Source organism: Rhodoferax sp. P2_H8_2, from assembly GCF_056403235.1.
The window spans coordinates 68,094-88,239 of the sequence record NZ_JBFUFW010000011.1 but is presented as its reverse complement, the minus strand read 5'-3'; the positions used below and the strand labels follow the sequence as shown (position 1 = coordinate 88,239).

At 59.9% G+C, this 20,146-nt stretch carries 20 protein-coding genes; 8 read left to right on the top strand and 12 right to left on the bottom strand.

The annotated features are described in order from the left end of the window. Nucleotides 1-9: 9 nt before the first annotated feature. Complete coding sequence (locus AC1DV6_RS16825; protein ID WP_477979447.1) at nucleotides 10-1,284, bottom strand: efflux RND transporter periplasmic adaptor subunit; 1,275 nt, start codon at nucleotides 1,282-1,284, stop codon at nucleotides 10-12. A 149-nt stretch (nucleotides 1,285-1,433) separates the two neighbouring features. Here AC1DV6_RS16825 and AC1DV6_RS16820 point away from each other — a divergent pair, with 149 nt between their 5' ends. The 3 genes from AC1DV6_RS16820 (at nucleotide 1,434) to AC1DV6_RS16810 (ending at nucleotide 4,729) form a co-directional block, all read left to right on the top strand. Then, complete coding sequence (locus AC1DV6_RS16820; RefSeq protein ID WP_477979445.1) at nucleotides 1,434-2,057, top strand: TetR family transcriptional regulator; 624 nt, start codon at nucleotides 1,434-1,436, stop codon at nucleotides 2,055-2,057. 185 nt (nucleotides 2,058-2,242) lie between these two features. Continuing rightward, complete coding sequence (locus AC1DV6_RS16815; protein ID WP_477979443.1) at nucleotides 2,243-3,787, top strand: serine hydrolase; 1,545 nt, start codon at nucleotides 2,243-2,245, stop codon at nucleotides 3,785-3,787. 183 nt (nucleotides 3,788-3,970) lie between these two features. Further along, nucleotides 3,971-4,729 (top strand): hypothetical protein, encoded by a 759-nt coding sequence (locus tag AC1DV6_RS16810; protein WP_477979441.1) that lies wholly within the window; start codon nucleotides 3,971-3,973, stop codon nucleotides 4,727-4,729. Between the two features lie 162 nt (nucleotides 4,730-4,891). On the opposite strand, the gene AC1DV6_RS16805 is transcribed toward AC1DV6_RS16810, so the two are convergent. From AC1DV6_RS16805 to AC1DV6_RS16775, 7 genes are all read right to left on the bottom strand, one after another. Further along, nucleotides 4,892-7,198, bottom strand: a complete 2,307-nt coding sequence (locus AC1DV6_RS16805) for an FdhF/YdeP family oxidoreductase (protein ID WP_477979439.1) — start codon at nucleotides 7,196-7,198, stop codon at nucleotides 4,892-4,894. Beyond that, nucleotides 7,191-7,808 carry a nitroreductase family protein gene (locus tag AC1DV6_RS16800; protein ID WP_477979437.1) on the bottom strand — a complete coding sequence of 206 codons (618 nt, stop codon included), beginning with the start codon at nucleotides 7,806-7,808 and terminating at the stop codon, nucleotides 7,191-7,193. Before AC1DV6_RS16800 ends, AC1DV6_RS16805 begins: the two co-directional genes overlap by 8 nt. 6 nt (nucleotides 7,809-7,814) lie before the next feature. Further along, nucleotides 7,815-8,645 carry a formate dehydrogenase accessory sulfurtransferase FdhD gene (gene fdhD, locus AC1DV6_RS16795; protein WP_477979435.1) on the bottom strand — a complete coding sequence of 277 codons (831 nt, stop codon included), beginning with the start codon at nucleotides 8,643-8,645 and terminating at the stop codon, nucleotides 7,815-7,817. A gap of 111 nt (nucleotides 8,646-8,756) precedes the next feature. Further along, nucleotides 8,757-9,506, bottom strand: coding sequence for a molybdate ABC transporter substrate-binding protein (modA, locus tag AC1DV6_RS16790; RefSeq protein ID WP_477979433.1), 750 nt, complete (start codon nucleotides 9,504-9,506; stop codon nucleotides 8,757-8,759). Between the two features lie 66 nt (nucleotides 9,507-9,572). Then, a complete protein-coding gene (locus AC1DV6_RS16785; protein ID WP_477979431.1) occupies nucleotides 9,573-9,809 on the bottom strand; it encodes a hypothetical protein in 237 nt (78 codons plus the stop codon). 33 nt (nucleotides 9,810-9,842) lie between these two features. Next, complete coding sequence (locus tag AC1DV6_RS16780) at nucleotides 9,843-10,505, bottom strand: DsbA family protein (RefSeq protein ID WP_477979429.1); 663 nt, start codon at nucleotides 10,503-10,505, stop codon at nucleotides 9,843-9,845. Nucleotides 10,506-10,507: 2 nt separating this feature from the next. Next, complete coding sequence (locus AC1DV6_RS16775) at nucleotides 10,508-11,374, bottom strand: MBL fold metallo-hydrolase (RefSeq protein ID WP_477979427.1); 867 nt, start codon at nucleotides 11,372-11,374, stop codon at nucleotides 10,508-10,510. A gap of 124 nt (nucleotides 11,375-11,498) precedes the next feature. On the opposite strand from AC1DV6_RS16775, the gene AC1DV6_RS16770 reads away from it, so the two are divergent. From AC1DV6_RS16770 to AC1DV6_RS16755, 4 genes are all read left to right on the top strand, one after another. Beyond that, nucleotides 11,499-12,389 (top strand): LysR family transcriptional regulator, encoded by an 891-nt coding sequence (locus AC1DV6_RS16770; protein ID WP_477979425.1) that lies wholly within the window; start codon nucleotides 11,499-11,501, stop codon nucleotides 12,387-12,389. Nucleotides 12,390-12,753: 364 nt separating this feature from the next. After that, nucleotides 12,754-14,877, top strand: coding sequence for an EAL domain-containing protein (locus tag AC1DV6_RS16765; RefSeq protein ID WP_477979423.1), 2,124 nt, complete (start codon nucleotides 12,754-12,756; stop codon nucleotides 14,875-14,877). Between the two features lie 92 nt (nucleotides 14,878-14,969). Continuing rightward, the gene (locus tag AC1DV6_RS16760) at nucleotides 14,970-15,284 is read left to right on the top strand and encodes a glycine zipper domain-containing protein (RefSeq protein WP_477979421.1); all 315 of its coding nucleotides are present in this window, start codon (nucleotides 14,970-14,972) and stop codon (nucleotides 15,282-15,284) included. Nucleotides 15,285-15,308: 24 nt separating this feature from the next. Then, complete coding sequence (locus tag AC1DV6_RS16755) at nucleotides 15,309-15,713, top strand: DUF2177 family protein (RefSeq protein ID WP_477979419.1); 405 nt, start codon at nucleotides 15,309-15,311, stop codon at nucleotides 15,711-15,713. A gap of 16 nt (nucleotides 15,714-15,729) precedes the next feature. Here the strand turns inward: AC1DV6_RS16755 and AC1DV6_RS16750 are convergent, their stop codons facing one another. Together AC1DV6_RS16750 and AC1DV6_RS16745 are read right to left on the bottom strand one after the other, a co-directional pair. Then, nucleotides 15,730-16,341: a glutathione S-transferase family protein gene (locus AC1DV6_RS16750; protein ID WP_477979417.1), complete on the bottom strand. Its 612-nt coding sequence runs from the start codon at nucleotides 16,339-16,341 to the stop codon at nucleotides 15,730-15,732. Then, the gene (locus AC1DV6_RS16745; protein WP_477979415.1) at nucleotides 16,338-17,597 is read right to left on the bottom strand and encodes an MFS transporter; all 1,260 of its coding nucleotides are present in this window, start codon (nucleotides 17,595-17,597) and stop codon (nucleotides 16,338-16,340) included. The genes AC1DV6_RS16750 and AC1DV6_RS16745 overlap by 4 nt, the downstream gene beginning before the upstream one ends. Nucleotides 17,598-17,906: 309 nt before the next feature. Between AC1DV6_RS16745 and AC1DV6_RS16740 the strand changes: the two genes are divergently transcribed. Continuing rightward, nucleotides 17,907-18,647 (top strand): hypothetical protein, encoded by a 741-nt coding sequence (locus AC1DV6_RS16740; RefSeq protein ID WP_477979413.1) that lies wholly within the window; start codon nucleotides 17,907-17,909, stop codon nucleotides 18,645-18,647. 31 nt (nucleotides 18,648-18,678) lie between these two features. Here the strand turns inward: AC1DV6_RS16740 and AC1DV6_RS16735 are convergent, their stop codons facing one another. Further along, on the bottom strand, nucleotides 18,679-19,515 hold the full coding sequence (locus tag AC1DV6_RS16735) for a transporter substrate-binding domain-containing protein (protein ID WP_477979411.1): 837 nt from the start codon (nucleotides 19,513-19,515) through the stop codon (nucleotides 18,679-18,681). Nucleotides 19,516-19,538: 23 nt separating this feature from the next. Continuing rightward, a complete protein-coding gene (gene lysE, locus AC1DV6_RS16730; protein ID WP_477979409.1) occupies nucleotides 19,539-20,141 on the bottom strand; it encodes an L-lysine exporter in 603 nt (200 codons plus the stop codon). Between the last annotated feature and the right edge of the window lie 5 nt (nucleotides 20,142-20,146).

Genomic DNA, 20,146 nt, shown 5'->3' with positions numbered 1-20,146 from the left:
TCGACTCTCTTATTTCTTGTCAGATGCTGCGGCTGCAGGGGCCGATGCGGCCGGGGCTGCAGCAGAAGCGGCTGCGGCAGCAGGCTTTGCGCCGGGTGTCCACGGCACGGGTTTCACCGGCGCACCAGGCACCATCATTTTCTGGAAGCCATCGACGATGACCTGGTCGCCGGCTTGCAGGCCGCTCAGAATGACCCACTGGCCGTTTTGCGAATTGCCAACCTTGACCGGGCGTGGGCCGGGCTTGTTTTCAGGGCCAACGACCAGCACGCTGTCGCCTTGGTTGCTGCGTGTCACGGCTTGCTGCGGCAACAGGATGCCGCCGGGCAGTTCGGCCTGCGACAGTCGCACGCGCACATACTGGCCGGGCAGCAACATACCGTCCGGGTTCGGTACTTCGGCGCGCAGCGTGATCTGGCCGCTGGTGGCGTCCACCGTCAAATCAGAGAAGAGCAGCTTGCCAGCGCGTGGCAATTCGGTTCCGTCTTCCAGCACCACACGCACAGGCACGGAGCCATCGCCCGAAGCACGCAGTTGTTTGGATGCAATCGCCTTGCGCAAACGCAGCACCTCAGTGCTGGACTGCGTGAAGTTCACATAGACAGAGCTGGTTTGTTGAATCACTGCGAGCTGTGTCGCTTCAGCGGCGCTGACCAAGGCGCCTTCGGTCACCAGCGACTGGCCAATGCGGCCCGAGATGGGTGCGTAGACCGATGCGTAATCGACATTGATCTGCGCGGTTTGCGCAGCGGCCTTGGCGGTGGCAACGTCGGCTTCGGCCTGCTTCTGCGCAGTCACCAGGGTGGTGTATTCCTGTTTGCTGACCGCATTGGCTTCGACCAGCGGCTTGTAGCGTTCGACCTGCGCGTTGGCTTGCGCCACGTTGGCTTGCGCCTTTGCCACGCTGGCCTGCGCGCTGTCCAGCGCGGCCTTGTAAGGGGCTGGGTCAATCTGGTACAGCGCCTGGCCGGCCTTCACTTCGCTGCCTTCGCGAAACAGGCTGCGCAGCACAACGCCGTTCACCCGTGCGCGCACTTGCGCTACGCGCACGGCGCTGACACGGCCGGGCAATTCGCTTTGCAATGCAACCACGGTGGGTGCAATCGTGACGACGCCGACTTCAGCCGGTGGCATGCCGCCGCCAGCGCCGCCCGGCGCGCCGTCTTTGGCGCCACAAGCAGCCAACATCAATGTGACAGCGGTGGCCAGCAGGGCCATCTTGGTGGGAAAGGGGGAGGTAGCAGAGGCAGGCGCGCGCGCCGCAAGTTGGCTGGATGGGGACATGGGTAAGCCTTTTTCAGAAAAAAGTAGTGCGCAGACGGCAACGCCATCAGAAAAAAATCGGGGGTGAACCTTGTAAATCAAAGATTCGGTCTTAGTATACATACACTTGTGAATGTATGCTGACAACCCTTAAAAATCACCTCTAGCCCATGGCCCGCCGCACCAAAGAAGACGCACTCGTTACCCGCGAGCAAATACTGGACGCTGCCGAAAGCGTGTTCCAGCGCCGCGGCGTGTCCCGTACGTCATTGCAAGAGATAGCGCAAGAAGCGGGCCTGACCCGCGGTGCCATTTACTGGCACTTTCAGAACAAGGGCGACGTCTTCAACGCGATGATGGAGCGCGTCACTCTGCCGATGATGGCCCGTATGACGGAAATCACTTCGGTTGACGAAGAGCGTCCCCTGGACAAGATTCGCCGCAACACGGCCTCCGCTTTGCATCAGATTGTCAATAACCCTCAGGTACGCCGCGTGTTCGAAATTGCCACACAGAAAGTGGAGTACGTGGACGATCTGCAAAGCGTGCGCGAACGCCATATCGCCGGACGCAGCGAATACATAGACGACATGCACCGTCTGATACAGCTGGCGCGCGACAAAGGGCAGCTCCGCACGGACATGGACCTGCGCCACGCCACGCTGGGCCTGTTTGCACTGATTGGCGGGCTCAAGAACAACTGGTTGTTGGATCCCGATGCCTTCGACCTGGAGGTCGTTGGCGCGCAGACGCTGGAAGCGTATCTGACAGGGCTAGCTGTCGCAAAAAACTAGCGTTCCGTTTTCATCACTTGCGGGCAGAGGAGCCTTCACACCATCGCTGTTGTAACTGATGGCAGCAAGTCTGCATTCCGTCTGTGCGAACCGCATTTCGTCACCTCGCTAATGCGCAAATACCGGGCCCGGCCTAAAGTGCGGTTTCCTGACGGCAACCCTTGTCCGTACGTATCAATCTGCAGATGACCATTCCTATGCCCAACCTCAAGACAAGCAAGCTGTGGCTGACCCCGGCAATTTATGTGATGGCGGCGGTGGCGTTGGCTGCGACCACTCCAGCGCAAGCGCAACCCAAACCCGCTGAAGCTGCTGCCCAGGCCGCACAGACTGCTAAAGCATTGCGCATCAAGACATTGCTTTCCCAATACCATGCCATCGGCCAACTCAACGGGGCGGTGCTGGTGGCCGACCATGGCAAGGTGGTCTACCAGGGCGCCTTTGGTCTGGCCAGCCACGAGTGGAAGATTCCCAACGCGACCGACACGGCCTTTCGTATTGCCTCGCTGACCAAACAGTTCACAGCCGCGCTGACCATGCAATTGGTTGAGCAGGGAAAAATCAAGCTGGACGACAAAATCGGGACGTACGTGCCCGACTTGCGCGCGGACATTGGCAGCCAGGTAACGATTCACCAATTGCTAAACCACACCTCCGGCATCGTCGACTACGCCAACTTTCCCGGTTTCTGGGAGAACCGTCTGGGCGCCAAGGTGTCGCGTGCGGAGTTTCTGGAGATCATGAACCGTGATCTGGAATTCACGCCAGGTTCGGTAGGCAAGTACAACAGCTCTGGCTACTACTTGCTGGGCCATGTGATCGAAAAGGTCACCGGCAAGTCCTATGCGCAGGCGCTGGACGACATGATCCTGCACCCGCTGCATATGGCGCGTTCTGGTTACGAGTTTCCCGAGCGCATCGTGGCGCGCAAGGCCACGGGTTATGTCCGGGCACCCGGCGGGACGTTTGAGAGTGCTGCGCCCATGTACATGCCCAATGGATATTCAGCCGGCGGCATGTACAGCACTATCGGCGATCTTCTGCTTTGGGATCGTGCCTTGTATGGCAGCACCCTGCTGTCGGAATCCTCCAAGCAACGTATGTTCACGCCCTATGTCAAAGACGACATTCGCGGTGATTTGGGCTATGGCTACGGTTGGATGATCGGAAACCGCAAAGTGGGCGGGCGCGACATCACCGTGCATGAACACGGTGGCAACGCCAATGGCTTTCGCAGCCTGATCACCCGGTTTCCCAACGACCAACGGCTCGTCGTGATTTTGCTCAACGATGGCGGCGGCACCATCACGCCCGCCATTTACAAGTTGTCCGCTGCCATCACCAGCGTGCTGTATGACTTGCCCACGCCCGCACCGCAGCGCGCGCTCGCAGACACGCTGGCCCAGGCCATTGCCCAGCATGGGCCGGATGCGGCGCTTGCCAAGTTCCAACAGAGTCCCGGGGCATTCCCTGCTGTGGATGGTGCGAACGAACTGAATCAGCTGGGCTACCACTACCTGACGCATGGACATTTGCCAGAGTCGATTGCGGTGTTCAAGCTGAATGTGGAACTGTTTCCCAAAGACGGCAATGGCTATGACAGTCTGGGTGAGGCCTACATGGTTCAGGGCGACAAGGCGCGGGCCGTCGTGAATTACCGCCGTGCTCTCGAGCTGGAGCCCAAGAATTCCAACGCGGTGGAAATGCTTCGCAAACTCGAAACACAGTAGCGCTTCGCAGCGCATGGGTGGGCCAACGAGTATTGAACCGCGGAGATAGGGCGCGCAGGCGAGGGACTTGTTGCGTCTGTTCAGGCATGATGGCGTGAAATGCGGATCCATCATGTTTTCCCTGACATAAAGACGGGGCTTGAACAGGTCGCCAAACCCAGGAGGCGGCATCTGTCGCGGGCCGTGTCGACCCCATGGGGCCTGGCTCTGGTCCTCAGCCTGGTCTGCATTCCTGCAACGTGCGTTGCACGCAACCTGACTATTTGCATCTCCCAGAACCCGGTTCCACCGCTGACATATCCGGACAAGGAAGGCGAGGCGCAGACGCTGGTTCGATTGGCGGTGGAACGTCTGGGTGATACCGTCAATTTTGTGCCGCTGCCGTGGGTTCGCTGTCGGCTGAGCGTCAAGGCGGGGACCTACTTTGCGGCCTTGCCTTTGGCGGCAACACCGACCAACTTGACGGATTTTTCGTTCCCGATGCGCAATGGCTATGTCGACAAGACGCGCAATACCGGCAGCATGGTGATCGGTGTGGTGCGCCGTATTGGGAGCCCCATTGGCTGGGATGGCACTGCCTTCTCCAACCTCAATGTGCCCGTGATGGTGTTGCCCGGGCAGATGAGTGCACGCGACAAATTGATTGAGCTGGGTGTCGCGCAGGACGCCGGTGCGGTCAATGCGGAATCGCTTTTGCGAAAACTGGTGCTAAGCCGGGGAGACGTGGCTGTTTTGCCTATGGGAATCATCGACTCTGCATTGAAGTCTGAAGAATTTCGCGAATCGCTGGAAGTTATGCGCGCACCACTGGCTACCGAGATAACTTTCCTGGGCTTCAACCGGGAGTTCGAGCAGGCCGAGCGTGCTTATGTTCAGTCGATATGGATGGAGATCAGCCGGATTGCATCCTCCCGGAACCGAAGGCCCGCGGTGGGGCCGTAGCCGCTATAACAACTTCAGTTCAATTGGCTTATCCATTTGACATGGCATGTGCCGGTACGACAATTTGCTTCCTGCCGTTGCGATCATGGGCAACAGCATTGCAACCAATGCAAACAGGAGACCGTACACCGCCTCTGATGGCTTGAAGGTGACCACGCTCATTTATGCAGCTTGTTGTTGCCTCGCCGAGCGCTGAATCCGTATCGGAACTGACTTGAACGCTGGCGTGCCGCTTTGCTTGTCGCGGCTCCAGGATGGGATCAGCACATTCGCTTCCGGATAGTAGGCACCCGCACAACCCTTGGGGATGTCATACGCGACCGCCGTCAGACCCGGCATCACGGCGCTTTCTGCACCGTCGCCACCGGTGTGTGCAGCAACCACGTCCACGCGGTCCCCGGCGGCGATGCCGCGTTCGGCGAGGTCTTGCGCGTTCAGGAAGATCACATCGCGGCGGCCAAAAATTCCACGGTAGCGATCATCAAAACCATAGATCGTCGTGTTGTACTGGTCGTGGCTGCGCAGCGTGGCCAGTGTGAGCACGCTGGCATCCACAGCACTGGCGTCTTCGCGCACATCCTTCATCACAATAAACTCAGCCTTACCCGACGCCGTGCGCCAGATCCGCTCCGTAGGTCCAATCGGCAGACGAAACCCCCCAGGAATACGGATGCGCTCGTTGTAGTCCTTGAACATGGGCAGCACCGCTTCAATACTGTCGCGGATGCGGTCGTAGTTGGCCACCATGCCATCCCAATCGATGCCGTGGCGTGTTCCCAAAACCGCCTTGGCGATGCCGGCCACGATGGCGGGCTCCGACAACACGTTGGGGGACGGTGGCGGAAGCTTGCCGGTGGAGGCGTGCACCATGGACATGGAGTCTTCCACGGTCACCGACTGCGGCCCTTCGGCCTGCATGTCCAGCTCGGTGCGGCCCAGGCATGGCAACAGAATCGTCTCTTTCGCGATCAGCAGGTGCGAGCGGTTGGGCTTGGTGGCGATGTGCACTGCCAGGTCCAGCTGGCGCATCGCAGGGTAGGTGCGCTGTGGATCAGACATGGCGACCGCCAGATTGCCGCCCAGACACACCAGCGCTTTGGAGCGGCCTTCGACGATGGCGTCAAGCGCATCGCCAGCATCGTGCCCATGCGCCTCGGGAGGCACAAAGCCGAACACACGCTCAATCCCCTGACGCAGCGCCAGCGGTGCTTTCTCGTCAATGCCCACCGTGCGGTCGCCCTGCACATTGGAGTGTCCGCGCAAAGGACAGATGCCCGCACCCGGTTTGCCATAGTTGCCGCGCAGCAGCAGCAGGTTGGATATCTGCTGCACGTTCTGCGTGCCATTGCGGTGCTGAGTGACTCCCATGCCATAGCAAATGATCACGGACTTGGCCTTGCAGTAGAGCTGTGACACATGCTCCAGCGCTGCGCGCGTCAAGCCCGAAGTCTGTTCAATCTGCTCCCAACTGGTGGCGTTGAGATCTTCCAGCAAAGCATCGATGCCATTGGTGTGTTCGGCGATGAAGGTCCGATCCAGCATACCTGCGCCGCCAGCGGCCAGATCTGCTGCGTCCAGCGCCAGTACGCCTTTCATCACGCCTTTCAGCGCAGCGGCGTCGCCGCCCACTTTCACCTGCAGGTAGTCGCTCGCAATATTGGTTGAGCTGAGCGTTGCCATCTCCACCGCATCCTGTGGATCGGCAAACCGCTCCAGCGCGCGCTCCTTCAGCGGGTTGAGCACGACGATGGGCTTGCCCCGCCGCGCCACATGGTGCAGCGTGCCCATCATGCGCGGGTGGTTGGTGCCGGGGTTGTGGCCAATCGAGATGATCATGTCGGTCTCGTCAAAGTCATCCAGCGAAACGGTGCCCTTGCCGATACCGATGGACTTGGGCAAGCCGACGCTGGTGCCTTCGTGGCACATGTTGGAGCAGTCCGGAAAGTTATTGGTGCCGTAGGCGCGCACGAACAGCTGGTACAGAAAGGCCGCTTCATTGGATGCGCGCCCCGACGCATAAAACTCCGCCATGTTCGGGTCGGGCAGGGCGTTCAGGCCAGCGGCGATGCGCGCATACGCTTCGCTCCATTCGATGGCACGGTAGGTATCCGAGGCCTTGTCATAGGCCATCGGTTGCGTCAGGCGGCCCAGGTTTTCGATGTCATGGTCGCGCCAAGTGAGCAACTCCGTCACCGTGTGTTTGGCAAACACCTCGGGCGTTGCGCGCTTGGTGGTGGCTTCCCAGGAAACGGCCTTCGCGCCGTTTTCGCAGAACTCAAAGGCTGATGTGTGCTTCGGGTCTGGCCATGCACAGCCCGGGCAGTCGAAGCCATCGGGCTGGTTGTTCTTGAGCATGATCTTGGCGCCGGATATCGCCTTCATCTGCCCCTTGATGGCCCGCGCCGTAGCGCCCAGCGCACCCCAGCCACCAGCTGGATCGTTGTATTTGCGAATTCCGTTGTCACTCATGTTTGCAACTCTCCGTAATGGAATTGGCGGGTGATGTCGCCCCGCACCATTGGCTTAGATAAGGTTCCAGCGCTTTGTCTGCCGCCGGCTTGGGCGCTTTGAGGATGCTGCCTGCGCTGATGAAGCCAGCGAGCTGTTCGTGTGGGCCAATGCCCAGCTCGCTCAGCAGTGTCGCGTCGCTGCAGCGGTCGCCGCTGAGCACGATGCCGCCAAAGCCCATTGCGTCAATCGCATTGAGCATATTGCCCAGCGCAGCGCCAGCGGCCAGCCATTGCTCATGCACAGGCACCGTCACATGTGCCCGCAGACACACGACAAAAGCCAGCAGCATGGGGGCGTTGGTGGCATGGGCGCGGGCGCGTTCCAGATCGTCGGCGCCGACCAATGGGTCACGCCGAAGTTTCTCTTGTGCAAAAAGCTCTGCAAGCGCCGCGCGCTGGTGATCGGCAAATTCAATCACCCGCCAAGGCACCAGGCCGCCATGGTCTGGTGCGCGCAGACCGGCGCGTACGATGTCTTGTATCTGCTGCAGATTGGGGCCAGGCAGGCCCAGGCGCTTGGGCGAGACCGAGCGGCGTTGCAGCAGGGTTTGCAGATTGCGGTTGTCCATGCTGGCTCAGCCTTGCAGGTTCAGACGATCCGAATGGCTGTACACAGACACATTGCCATCGCGGGCAAAGCCGGCCAGCGTCATGCCCGCGGTCTGCGCGACATCCACGGCCAGCCCGGTCACGCCAGACACTGCCGCCAACAGGCCCACACCAGCGACCGCCGCTTTTTGCACCATCTCGTAGCTGGCGCGGCTGGTCACGGCGATGAAGCCCGTCTCTGCGGGGTACCGCGAACGCGCCAGTGCACCCACCAACTTGTCCAGTGCGTTGTGGCGGCCCACATCCTCGCGCAGCAGTTCAATCTGGCCTTGGGCATTGCACCAGGCCGCAGCATGGGTGGCGCCGGTTGCAGTGAGCAACAGTTGGCGTTCGCGCAAGCCGGCCATCGCGGTGGCGATGGCCTTGGCGTCAAAGCGCTGTGCTGTTTGTAAAGGGATGGGCTGGCGCACTGCTTGCGCCAGGCTTTCGGTACCGCACAGGCCGCAGCCGGTGCGGCCCGCCAGATTGCGGCGTTTCTCCTTCAGGCGCGCAAAGCAGGAAGCCGCAATCCGCAGGTGCAGCGTATAGCCGTCGGAAGAACGGCTCCACTCGCAGTCCAGCATTTGAGCGGCGCTGTCCACGATGCCTTCGGTGATGGAAAAACCGTAGGCAAAGTCCTCCAGGTCATCGGGCGTCGCCATCATCACGGCATGGGCGATGCCATTGAATTCGAACGCCACGGGCACTTCTTCGGCCACGCAATCCTGGGTATCCAGGGCTTGGCCAGCACGCAAGCCCCAAACCTGCAGCGCGCGGTAGGTCTGCGCGGCCGGTTGGGGGGTGTCAGACATATTCATGGTTCGCTCCCGCTAAGGGCAGCTGGCGAGTCGTCAGTCTTGGGCTGTGTGGCCTGCGCCGCCGCCAGTTGCTGTTGGTTGAAGCACAAGTATGACCGCTTCTACTTCCATTTAAAGCTCGTAGCCAAACGACCTGATGATGGCAGTGGCTTTGTCGCCCTTCAAATAGGCCATCAAGGCGGCCGCAGCTGCGTTGTCTTTGCCCGCAGTGAGGGTTACGGCGTCTTGCCGGATCGGCTTGTGCAGGTGGGCCGGGACGACCCAGGCAGAGCCTTCCTTAATTTTTCCATCCGCCGTCACCTGCGACAGCGCCACAAAGCCCAGCGGCGCATTACCTGTCAGCACGAACTGGTAGGCCTGCCCAATGTTCTCGCCCTGAACCACTTTGGGTTGCAAGGTTTGCAGCAAGCCGAGTTGGGTCAGCGTCTCTACAGCTGCCGCACCGTAGGGCGCCAGTTTGGGGTCGGCAAGGGCGATGTGCTCGAAAGACCCTTTGCGCAACACTTCGCCCTTGTCATCCACGACGCTTGCTTGCTTGCTCCAGAGCACCAGCCTGCCGGTGGCGTAGGTGAATCGTGTGCCAGCTAAGGTAGCGCCTTCCTTCTCCAGTCGCGCTGGTGTTTCGTCGTCTGCAGACAGCAGGATCTGGAACGGCGCGCCATTCTTGATCTGGGCATAGAACTTTCCGGTGGAACCGAAGGAGAGCACCGCCTTGTGCCCCGTATCCTGCTCAAAGGCAACCGCAATTTTCTGCATGGGCGCCGTGAAGTTGGCGGCAACCGCCACACTGACTTCTCCAGCGTAGGCGGACCCCATGGCAAAAAGACCCAGAACAATGGCAAGGCGTGAAAGAACTTGCATGGAAACTCGCTAGTCACAATTGGAATATCGAAGTATCACTGATGCCCCCGAGTATCGGGTCGGCAGCTACTCCAGCAAATTGGCCTCAAATCGCTCCAGTTCTTCATCCAGCGTGCCTCGACTGCGGAAATGCCGGTTGGCCTTGCCGTACCAGTACTCTGCATCTTCCAGATCGCCTTCCTGAATGTGCAGGATGCCGTGCAGCCAGGCCGCCAACTCCGAGCCATCGTCTTGCACGAGGTTGTGCGCTTCGCTCCAGCGGCCCGCATGCAAGTGCGTCAGAACTTCGTGAAGTAGTTTCATCGAGAGCTCCTTCTGAGGATTGCAGTGGTTGCTTCAGGTCGCTGCAATGTGGCTGAGCAAAATGTCAAAGCTGCCATACAGCGCATCGCCGCGCAGCAACCGACTGCCATTGTCGTCCGTAACGATCAGCGCCGGTACACCTTGCGCGCCAAAACGCTGCATCAGGCCCCGCGCCTTGTGGACGCGCGCTGCGTTGGCGGCCAACAACTCTGCATCACCCGCAATCAAGCGGTCGGCGGCAGGCCCCAACCCTGTGTCACGCAGCAACTTCTCCACCGTCGGCACGGTGCAGGTGTCCAACCCCTGCACGTAGCGGGCTTCCTGCAAGACTTTCAACGCTTCCAGTTCACGCGCAGGTTCCGTTAGCGCCACAGCTGTGAGCGCCAGCGTGGTGGTGGCTGAGTCAAAGCGGCTGCCAACCTTGCCCAGCACTTGCGTGCGGTAGTCTTCAGTAAAGCGCTGGCCGGTGAGTTTTTCAATACGGACATCGTTGGACCATGCATATTCAGCAAACGCTGCATCCATGGTGCGCCCGCTTCCGGAGAACAGGCCCGTGGGGGCCAGCTCGAGTTGAATACTGGCATGTTGGTCCAACTGCTGGATCGCGGGCGAAGCACCGTAGCACCAGCCACACAGCGGGTCGAACAAATACGTGACTGTGGTCGTGCGCACGGTGCGGTCTCCTCCCAGATTCATTCTTACCACTTCATTTCGCCGGTGTTGACCTTGGCGCCAATGTCCAACGACAGGGCTCCTTCGGTCAACGCGGGGTAGGCTTGTTTCATCGCGGGAATCAGCGTTGCGCTGGTCTTGTTCGCAGCCAGGTTTTTCTCGAACGTCTGCAAGTAATCCTTGGTGAAGGTGATCGCGCTGGCATCGACCTTGGTGCCCGCCTTCATGTGGCCAGGGACCACCAGCTCAGGCTTCAGTGCGGCCATCTCGTCCAGCTGCGCAACCCAGGCGGCGCGCTCGGCGGCGGTTTGGGTGTCGGCGGTCCATACATGCATATTGCCGAACACGCCAATGTTGCCAACGATGGCCTTGATCGATGGGATCCACGCGTAGGGGCGGTGTGCCAACACGCCTTGGGTGCCGCGGATCTCAATCGTCTGGCCTTCCAGCGTCAAGGTGGTGCCTTCCAGCGCGCGGGGCACGACTGGCTTGCGCGGCGCATTGGCGCCCATCTTGGGACCCCAGAACGCGACCTTGCCTGTCAGCTTGGGCGACAGCTTCGCCAAAACGGCGGGAGTCGTCACCACATCGGCGTTGGGGAAAAATTCCTTCAGTGTTTCCACGCCAAAGTAGTAATCGGGGTCGGCCTGGCTCACATAGATGGTGGTGAGCTGCTTGCCGCTGTCCAGCACGTTGGCCGCAATGCGCAGCGCGTCAGCGCGGGTGAAGCCAGCGTCGATCACCATGGCTTCCTTTTCACCAACCACCAACGTGGAGTTGACGTTGAAGCTGTTGCCATCCGCGTTGTAGACCTTGACGGTGAGCGGTTGGGCGGCCTGGGCGCTGGTGAAAGCGATGGCCAGGGATGCGGCGAGTACGGTAGTGCGGATCATGGGGAGCTCCAATCGGGTAGAAGTTGAAAGGACGCCTTGCAGCGCTGGGGTGAACTTTAGTTTCAATATTCGCGCAGATAAACCCGATAATTCGGTCATTACTGTTTCACATATTGAGCAAATCATGGATCGACTGACCGCCATGCAGGTGTTTGTGGAGGTTGCCCACAGCGGCAGTTTCAGCGCCACGGCCGACAAGCTGGACATGTCGCGCGCCATGGTCACGCGTTATGTGGGTGAGTTGGAGCAGTGGCTGGGTGCACGCCTTTTGCAGCGCACCACGCGCAGCGTCACGCTGACCGATGCGGGCGAAAACTGCCTGCGCCGCAGCCAGCAAATGTTGGCGCTGATGGAAAACGTGGAGGAAGAAACCCATAGTCATGATGGCGCCTTGCGCGGGCAATTGCGCATCACCTGCAGCATGTCTCTGGCCTACGCGCAGATGGCAGCGGCAGTGGCAGACTTTCTGAAGCTATATCCGCAGCTCAAAATCGATTTGAATGCCAGCGAGGGGGCACTCAATTTGGTGGAGGCGCGCATTGATCTGGCCATCCGCATCAGCGCGGAGCCCGACCCCACGCTGATTGGTCGCGTACTGGCGCCGTGCACGTCGGTGTTGGTCGCGTCGCCCGAATACTTGCGCGCGCAGGGCACGCCCAAGCTGCCGGCGGACCTGATCGCGCATCGCTGCCTGAGCTATGCCAACTTTGGAAAAAGCGTGTGGAAGCTGCAGCGGGGAGACGAGCATGCGGAGGTGCGCGTAGGCAGCCATTTCAGCGCCAATGAAGCCACAGCCCTGATGCGAGCCGCGTTGGCCGGCGGCGGCGTGGCCCTGCAGCCTACCTATCTGGCCAATCCGCATCTGCGTGATGGCACCTTGCAAGCGGTGCTGCCGGACTGGAAACTGCCAGACATGGCGATCTACGCGCTGTACCCCTCGCGCAAACATCTGTCGCCCGCTGTGCGCGCATTACTGGATTTTCTGGTGGAGCGGTTTGCCATCGTGCCTTGGTAGTACGCCCAGAACGGCAAGCAAATGGCAAGACGCAACGTGCCGGCTGGCGTAACGCGCAGTAGCTGGTGCAGAGGTGTCTCTTGCTCTGGGCGGCGGGCTTCAGTTGGTCGGGCTCTTCGGACCTGACAGTCGGCTGACAGGCGAGGGCAAAGCAGTGGCCCATGGGGACGAATCTTCACTGGTCGATGCTATCGATTGGATAGCTGCTTACGCAATATCTGCGGGCGTTTCAGAGGTATTTTGCAAGAATTTTAGGTGTGCAGACCTAGCCCCAAAAAATACCCTTCAAACACACTTTTTACCAGTGGCTGCCTACACTACGACTGAGGAGTCAGGTGTCCGTTTCGCCGTGTAGTCAGTTGTTATGCAATCAGCCCTTGTCGATGTCAGCTACAACCATTGGGTAGTGGCGCTCTCGTTTGTGATTGCCAGTTTCGCGTCGTACGTGGCGCTGAATCTGGCCAAGCGCGTGCGCTCGCAAGACAAGGCCATTGCACAGGCCTGGTGGGTGGGCGGCTCCATGGTGATGGGCACCGGCATCTGGTCCATGCACTTTGTCGGCATGTCCGCCGCCTCGCTGCCTTTTGCGGTGGGGTTCGATTACCTCATCACCGCGCTGTCCTGGGTGGCAGCAGTGGCCGTGTCGGCAGTGGCACTGTATGTCGCGAGCTATTCCAAACTTACCCTGGGCCGGTTGACCGCCGGGTCGCTGACCATGGGCGCCGGAATTTGCACCATGCATTACACCGGCATGGCGTCGCTGGACATCGCACCCGGTATCCAGTGGAACTGGCTTTTGATTCTTGGTTCCGCCGCCATTGCGGTTACTGCATCCACGGTGGCACTGCTGATCTTCTTCATGCTGCGCAACCTGACCGGTAGCGCTGAGCGCAACTGGCAAATGGTCGCGGCGTTGGTGATGGGTGCCGCCATTTGCGGCATGCACTACACGGGCATGGCCGCGGCCGGGTTTTCGGCAGATAGCGTATGCCTGAGCGCAAACGAGCTGCGTGGCGATAGCCTGGGCCTGTTGGTCACGGTTGCTGCCGCCATTCTGCTCAGCATCACCATGTTCACATCGACGCTGGATGCCCGCATGCAGGGCAAAGCCGAGACATTGACTGCGTCGCTGAAGGCTGCCAATACGGAGCTGCAGCAGATCGCGTTTCGGGATGCCCTGACCGGATTGCCCAACAGGCTGCTGTTCGATGACCGCGTCAGCTCCGCGGTGGAGCGCTGCCGCCGTGACGACACCAGCATGGCCATTCTGTTCATCGACCTTGACGGGTTCAAACCGGTGAATGACTCGTTCGGCCACCGTATCGGCGACGGCGTATTGCGTGAAATCGGTCGCCGCCTTTCGATTCAATTGCGCGCAACTGATACCGCGGCCCGTGTGGGTGGTGATGAGTTCGTGTTGATGCGCGAAGGCGCATCCGACTCGGCCGCCATTGCGCAGATGGCACAACGCATCATTGACGTGATCAACGAGCCCATGAGCGAAGAGGGGCATGAGATTCACCTGTCATGCTCCATCGGTATCGCGCTGTTTCCGTCTGACGGGTCGCAGGAAGATCTGATGGCACACGCGGATGCGGCCATGTATTCGGCCAAACGGGCCGGCGGATCCAGTTACGCATTCTTCGAGCCCCACATGAACGCGGGTGTGCGCGAGCAGATTGAACTTCAGCGTGACTTGCGGCAGGCCATTGAGCGCGATGAGCTTGAGCTGTACTACCAGCCGAAGATGAGCGCAAGCCACTCCACCATTACCGGCGTTGAGGCGCTGGTGCGTTGGCACCATCCACAGCGCGGCATGCTGAGCCCAGCGTTGTTCATTCCTGTGGCCGAGCGCTTCGGCCTGATTGGTTCACTGGGCAGTTGGGTGATCGACGAGGCATGCCGGCAGGTTGCAGTTTGGTCCGCGCAGGGCATGCGAATGCGTGTCGCAATCAACCTTTCGGTGCACCAGTTGCGCCAGGAAGACCTGGCACAGCGTATTGCGGCAGCGGTTGCGCACCACAAGATTGATCCGGTATTGCTGACGTTCGAAATTACGGAATCGGTGGCGATGGAGGATGCGCAGAGCACGCTGCAGGTGTTTGAAGACCTGAGCGGTATTGGCGTGAAGCTGTCGATTGACGACTTTGGCACCGGCTACTCCAGCTTGTCTTACCTGCGAAGGCTGCGGGTGGAAGAGCTGAAGATTGACCGTTCGTTTGTGCAGGACCTCGAATTCAGCGCCGACGCACGGGCCATTGTGGAGGCGGTGATCGGTCTCGCCCATGTGTTGGGGCTCAAGGTGGTGGCCGAAGGCGTGGAGACGGCCGCCCAGCGCGATGTGCTGACGAGTCTGCACTGCGACGATCTCCAGGGTTTTCTCTTTGCCAAGCCCATGACGCCGGACACCATGGTTTCATGGGTCAATGGCAATGACCAGCCCGTTCCTCAGGAACAGCGGCTGCTCGGCAATGCGGCCGTTATGTAAGGCAGTGCACAGACGGGGCGATTGATGGGGTATTGAATCCGCTTAGCCGACAGTTTCAGGCAACGGTTTCATTTCTTTTACAGGAGCCCCCTATGAACACCCACACACGCAACAAGAACAACGGTTCCGACAACATGAGCTCTGCAGAAGCGCTGGTCGTGGGCGCCGTGACCGGCGCACATGACATGGTCGATCATGCGGCAGACTTGGGTCATCAGGCGATTGACAGCGCCGTGGCAGTGGCCGAGCCTGCGCAGGCCTGGATCAGTGAGAAGTCCGATTCTCTGATGGCAATACAGCACACCGCCCTGGAAAACACCCGCAAATATATCGTTGCCAATCCACTTCAATCCATTGGCATCGCACTGGCGGCAGGACTGTTGATAGGCCGCTTGAATAGCCGCTGAGTGGTCGTCGCGAAATGATGCCGGATGATTAAGTATCTTGCGGCCTACGTGGGAACTGCGGCCGTCATGGTCGCGCTCGACATGCTGTGGCTGAGGTTGATCGCAAAAACGATCTACCAGCAGGGCATTGGGCACTTGATGGCTGATCAACCAAGGATGGTTGTCGCTGCGTTGTTCTACGCGGTGTACGCAGCTGGCATCATCGTCTTCGCGGTTGTGCCGCAAGCCGGTGAATCAACTTGGGGCAAGACCCTAACCATGGCAGCGCTGTTTGGATTCTTTGCCTACGCTACTTACGATCTGACCAATCTTGCGACCTTGCGCGATTGGCCAGTGGGGCTGACACTGATCGACATCGCCTGGGGCACCTGCGTCAGTGCGATATCTGCTGCGGGCGGCAAGTTGGCGATGGATTGGGCCGCCAAATGACCCGTGTGCCGGCCTGCTATTCCAAACCCTGGAATGGATCGCGCCAGGCGTCGAGCTCGTCCAGCTGGTTCGACAGGCGTTGGACTTCGGGGTAGTCGGCCAATGGCAGACCTGCTTTGGCCGCATACGGGAAGACGAGCGCCACGCGGAAGTCGGCATAGCTCAGTGTGTCGTCGATCAGCCAGCGTCGGCCTTTCAAGGCGCCGTTTAGGATGTCTGCGAACCGACGGAACTCCTGCATATGGGCGTCCATGGCAGACTGCTCAGCCCGGTCCGTCGTGAACGTGGGTTTGACGATGTTTTCAAAGTAGAACGCGCTGCACGGCGGATTGAAATGCTGGTGCGCCCAGCTCAGCCAACGCAACAGCTCAGGCAGGCGTGCGGGGGCGGGCCACAAATCGGAACCTGTCAGCTGGCACAGTCGGCAGGCAATGGCATCGGCCTCCCAGAGGGGCACACCGTTTTCGACCAGGATGGGAACGCGAATATTCGGATTGAGCGTACGGAAGAAATCGATCTGTTCGGGCGCGAGCGGCGCTGCACGGACGAACTCCACCGGTGCCTGCACATGCCGTGCGACGGCTACGGTCATGCGTGGGTTCGAGTTGTGAGAGTAATAGAGTTTCATTTGGCCTCCAGCATTGCTGCATGTTCCCGTATGCCCTTTTGCACTTTCCACACCAGCCCCACAGAGATCAGCGTGGTGACCACCACGACGTAGCCAACGACCGTGAAGTTCTGCAGCTTGCCGTCCGCGCCCAGGGCGACGATATGGCCCGCAACCAGCGAGGCAAAGCCGCCCGAGAGTTGCTGGGTCGACGCGCTGATCGCGCTGAAGGCGCCACGCTGGGTCACATCGGGCACCGAGCTGACCATCGCCTGGAACGGAATCATGCGCGAGAAGATACCGATGAAGAGAATCACGTTGATCACCACCACAACCCAGAACGGCACCATCTCCAGGTGCGTGTAGATCATCACCATCAGTATCGTCAGCGCACTGCCAGCGATAAACACAGGCAGCTTGCCAATTGCATCGGCCGCCTTACCTACCAGCGGGCCGACGAAGATCGTGAACAGGCCGGTGATCAGATAAATCGTCGGCAGACGCTCCAGCGGAATACCCAGGTTATTGACCGCAAATGCGCTGCTAAATGGCATCAGCATGAAGCCGCCGGTGGAGAGCAGTGCGGTGGTCGCAAACGCTGTCAGGTAGCGCGGCTCGCTCAGCGTGTGCAACAGATGCGCGAAGGCGCTTCTCTCCTGCGGCTTGCCCAAGTGATCTGCCACCGGCTGCATGCGCCAGGCGATGATGCCTCCGCCAATCGTGCCAAATACCACCAGAGCCAGGAACGGCGCGTGCCAGTCGAAGTGGTTGGACAGGTACAGCGCGGCGGGCAGGCCCATGACCTGGCTGGCAGCAAACGCGGTCTGGATGATGCCCATCACGCGGCCACGCAGTTGCGGTGCGTACAGGTCGGTGGCAATCGCCATCACGATGGAACCGATCACGCCGCCGAAGATGCCAGTGACGATGCGCGCCGCCAGCAGCAGTTCAAACGTTGGCGCCAGCCCGCACCACAGCGTAGCCAACACAAAGCCCGTGTAGAAAAACAGCAGCAGCTTCTTGCGGTCATAGCGATCCGCAAAGCCCGCCGTCAGCAGCCCGGAGATACCGGCGGCAAAGGCGTAGGCCGATACCACCATGCCAAACTGGCCTGGCGTGATGTGCAGCGCCGGCATGATCATCGCGCCCAGCGGCGACATCACCATGAAATCCAGAATCACCGCGAACTGCAGGAAAGCCAGCAGTCCGGCGACGAATTTCTGGTAGCCGGTGAAGGTTGCCGGTGCGCCGGCTGCGTTAGGAGTAGATGGCGTCATGCTTTTATCGAATCGGTTTTTCCGATGATAGCGACCGCCACCTAGCCGCGCTGGGGACCCTTCTTTTCATCAGCCGGAATCGATTGTTCCTGCCCCGGCTTCTGGCGCTGCCATGGCGCAACGGGTATCGGAAAGCCGACGAAGCACAGTACCAGCAGCACCGGCAGCAGACAGTAGAAAAGAGGGCGCTTCCAGTTGAGCCTGAGATTCATCGTGTCCCGCAGGTGGGGCGCGACGGGTGCTTTGCAAGGCCGGGGTATTCCCCAGGCACTACCATGGCAGCTTCTAAAGATACAAATGGGGAAATTGATGGGCATACGCCTTGGCTGGTATGCGCTGCCACTGGTGGCAGGCGCAGCGTTCGCACAAACTGCGCCACCGGCTTACCAGCTTGAGTTGGGGTCGGTTTCGGTGAACTTGAATTCCGACCCGGCATGGCGGTCATACAAGCAGCTCAAGGTGGGCGAGGTAGCTTTCAATAAATACCACCGCCTTGCGCCACGCGCCGATTTGTATTTCGCACTTTTTCCGCGTCAGCCGTGGCTGGACTTTGACGGTGTCGCGATGTCGATTCAATTCGATGAAGGCATAGTCCCTGTCCCTCTGGGGCCATTGGGCAGGTTCCGGCTGCCTGAAGTGAAGACTGCGAATCTGGAATCGGCCGAACTGGTGTTAAACCAGAAAAGTGGTACCTACCGCTGGCGCCCGGACATCCGCTCGCCGGATGTTCCCCCCAATTTCCGCAGATTGGGTGACCTGCGTCTGGAGTGCGAGGTATCGGATGCCGTCAATGGCAATACGGGCCGTCTCTTTCCTCGCCCGCTGTTTAGTTCGGCGGACGGTAGCTGTAGCAGCGATCAGGTTAAAAACTTGTTTCCCTCATCCAAGTCGGTCGTTGCCATTCAGATGGCATATGGCAATCGGATCCAGATTTATCACAATCTGCCGGGCAAGAAGTACGACGGCTATGTGTACTACGTGCCGTTGCATGACCAAGGCTGGCCGGACGACACCTTGTTTGAGCTGATTTACCGGGATCCGACGCAGTAGACGCTCAGCCGTTCAGCGAACGGCGAGGGTATTACTTGCCCCAGACGTCGAGTCCGAACTTGCCGAAATACTTGTCGTTGATGGTTTTGTAGGTTCCATTGGCGCGGATGGCCTTGATGGCGGTGTTGAGCTCAGCCTTGAACGCGTCCTGCCCCTTGCGCATGCCAATGCCGACGCCGATGCCGAAGTATTTGGGCTCGTACAGATCCGGGCCGACAGCCTCGTAGTTTGCGCCTTCAGGCTTGCTGAGGAATCCACCCAGGACTTCCACATAGTCAGACACGGTGCCATCCAGACGGCCGGACTTGATGTCCAGGTAGACCTGGTCTTGCGCTTCGTAGGGGACGATCTTGACGCCAGCGGGTGCCAGCTCACCCATCGCGTACTTCTCCTGAATAGTCGATTTGCCGACACCAATGCGCTTGCCTTTGAGGGAGGCCGGATTTTCGTATTTGGTGCCTTTCTTGACGACGATGCGGCTCGGCGTGTTGACGTACTTGTCGCTGAAATCAATTTGCGCCAAACGCTCTTCGGTGATACCCATGGAACTGATGATCACGTCGTACTTTTTGGCCATCAGCCCCGGGATCATGCTGTCCCAGGTCTGCTCGACGAATACGCAGTTGCGCTTGATTTCGGCGCATACGGCCAGCGCAAAGTCGATGTCAAAGCCGGTGGGCTTGCCATCTGCGGTTTTGAAGGTGTAGGGCTCATAGGTGGGGTCGATTGCCACTTTCAGATCTGGAGCGGCAGCGGGGGCAGGCGCGCTGGCGGCCGCAGTCGCTGGTGCTTCGTTAGGTTTGCTGCATGCAGACAGCGCGATGGCAAGTGCGGCAGCCAGAGCGGCTGCGGGCAGGGATTTTTTCATGGGAACTCCGGGTGTAGAAGCATTCAAACAAACAGCAGGCTGATGCCCAGACCGAACATCACCAGCGCAATCAACGAATCCAGAACGCGCCATGCTACCGGTTTTCTGAACACGGGTTCCAACAGTCGCGCGCCAAATCCCAAGCTGAAAAACCAGACAAAACTGCCCGTGACTGCGCCACCGCCAAATACCCAGCGCCCCTCTTCACCGCGCTGGCTGGCCAGCGAGCCCAGCAGGATCACGGTATCCAGATAGACATGCGGGTTCAGGAATGTGAACGCCAGACACGTCGCCATAGCCGCAGCCAGCGTGCTGCCCTCGTTGGAGTTGACGTTGAGTTGGTGGGGCTGCAGGGCGCGCCGTGCGGCCGTCCATCCGTAGTACAGCAGGAAGGCTGCTCCGCCGTAGCGGGTTGCGCTCAGTAGCATGGGGTTGGACTGGATCAACGCACCCAGACCTGCGATGCCAGCGACGATCAGCAACGCATCGGCGATGGAGCAGACCAGCACGATGGGCAGCACATGCTCACGCCGTATGCCCTGGCGCAACACAAACGAGTTTTGCGCGCCGATCGCAATGATCAGCGCAGTGCCGGACAGAAAGCCGGCGATGAAGTCAGCGGTCATGCCGT

Excerpts from the sequence above, each read along its gene's own strand:
- AC1DV6_RS16805 (WP_477979439.1), bottom strand. The coding sequence starts at position 7,198 with ATGAGTGACAACGGAATTCGCAAATACAACGATCCAGCTGGTGGCTGG.
- AC1DV6_RS16800 (WP_477979437.1), bottom strand. The coding sequence starts at position 7,808 with ATGGACAACCGCAATCTGCAAACCCTGCTGCAACGCCGCTCGGTCTCG.
- AC1DV6_RS16770 (WP_477979425.1), top strand. The coding sequence starts at position 11,499 with ATGGATCGACTGACCGCCATGCAGGTGTTTGTGGAGGTTGCCCACAGC.
- AC1DV6_RS16745 (WP_477979415.1), bottom strand. The coding sequence starts at position 17,597 with ATGACGCCATCTACTCCTAACGCAGCCGGCGCACCGGCAACCTTCACC.
- modA (WP_477979433.1), bottom strand. The coding sequence starts at position 9,506 with ATGCAAGTTCTTTCACGCCTTGCCATTGTTCTGGGTCTTTTTGCCATG.
- AC1DV6_RS16755 (WP_477979419.1), top strand. The coding sequence starts at position 15,309 with ATGATTAAGTATCTTGCGGCCTACGTGGGAACTGCGGCCGTCATGGTC.
- AC1DV6_RS16740 (WP_477979413.1), top strand. The coding sequence starts at position 17,907 with ATGGGCATACGCCTTGGCTGGTATGCGCTGCCACTGGTGGCAGGCGCA.
- AC1DV6_RS16815 (WP_477979443.1), top strand. The coding sequence starts at position 2,243 with ATGACCATTCCTATGCCCAACCTCAAGACAAGCAAGCTGTGGCTGACC.
- AC1DV6_RS16760 (WP_477979421.1), top strand. The coding sequence starts at position 14,970 with ATGAACACCCACACACGCAACAAGAACAACGGTTCCGACAACATGAGC.
- AC1DV6_RS16780 (WP_477979429.1), bottom strand. The coding sequence starts at position 10,505 with ATGAATCTGGGAGGAGACCGCACCGTGCGCACGACCACAGTCACGTAT.
- AC1DV6_RS16775 (WP_477979427.1), bottom strand. The coding sequence starts at position 11,374 with ATGATCCGCACTACCGTACTCGCCGCATCCCTGGCCATCGCTTTCACC.
- AC1DV6_RS16735 (WP_477979411.1), bottom strand. The coding sequence starts at position 19,515 with ATGAAAAAATCCCTGCCCGCAGCCGCTCTGGCTGCCGCACTTGCCATC.
- AC1DV6_RS16750 (WP_477979417.1), bottom strand. The coding sequence starts at position 16,341 with ATGAAACTCTATTACTCTCACAACTCGAACCCACGCATGACCGTAGCC.
- AC1DV6_RS16765 (WP_477979423.1), top strand. The coding sequence starts at position 12,754 with ATGCAATCAGCCCTTGTCGATGTCAGCTACAACCATTGGGTAGTGGCG.
- AC1DV6_RS16820 (WP_477979445.1), top strand. The coding sequence starts at position 1,434 with ATGGCCCGCCGCACCAAAGAAGACGCACTCGTTACCCGCGAGCAAATA.
- AC1DV6_RS16825 (WP_477979447.1), bottom strand. The coding sequence starts at position 1,284 with ATGTCCCCATCCAGCCAACTTGCGGCGCGCGCGCCTGCCTCTGCTACC.
- fdhD (WP_477979435.1), bottom strand. The coding sequence starts at position 8,645 with ATGAATATGTCTGACACCCCCCAACCGGCCGCGCAGACCTACCGCGCG.
- AC1DV6_RS16785 (WP_477979431.1), bottom strand. The coding sequence starts at position 9,809 with ATGAAACTACTTCACGAAGTTCTGACGCACTTGCATGCGGGCCGCTGG.
- lysE (WP_477979409.1), bottom strand. The coding sequence starts at position 20,141 with ATGACCGCTGACTTCATCGCCGGCTTTCTGTCCGGCACTGCGCTGATC.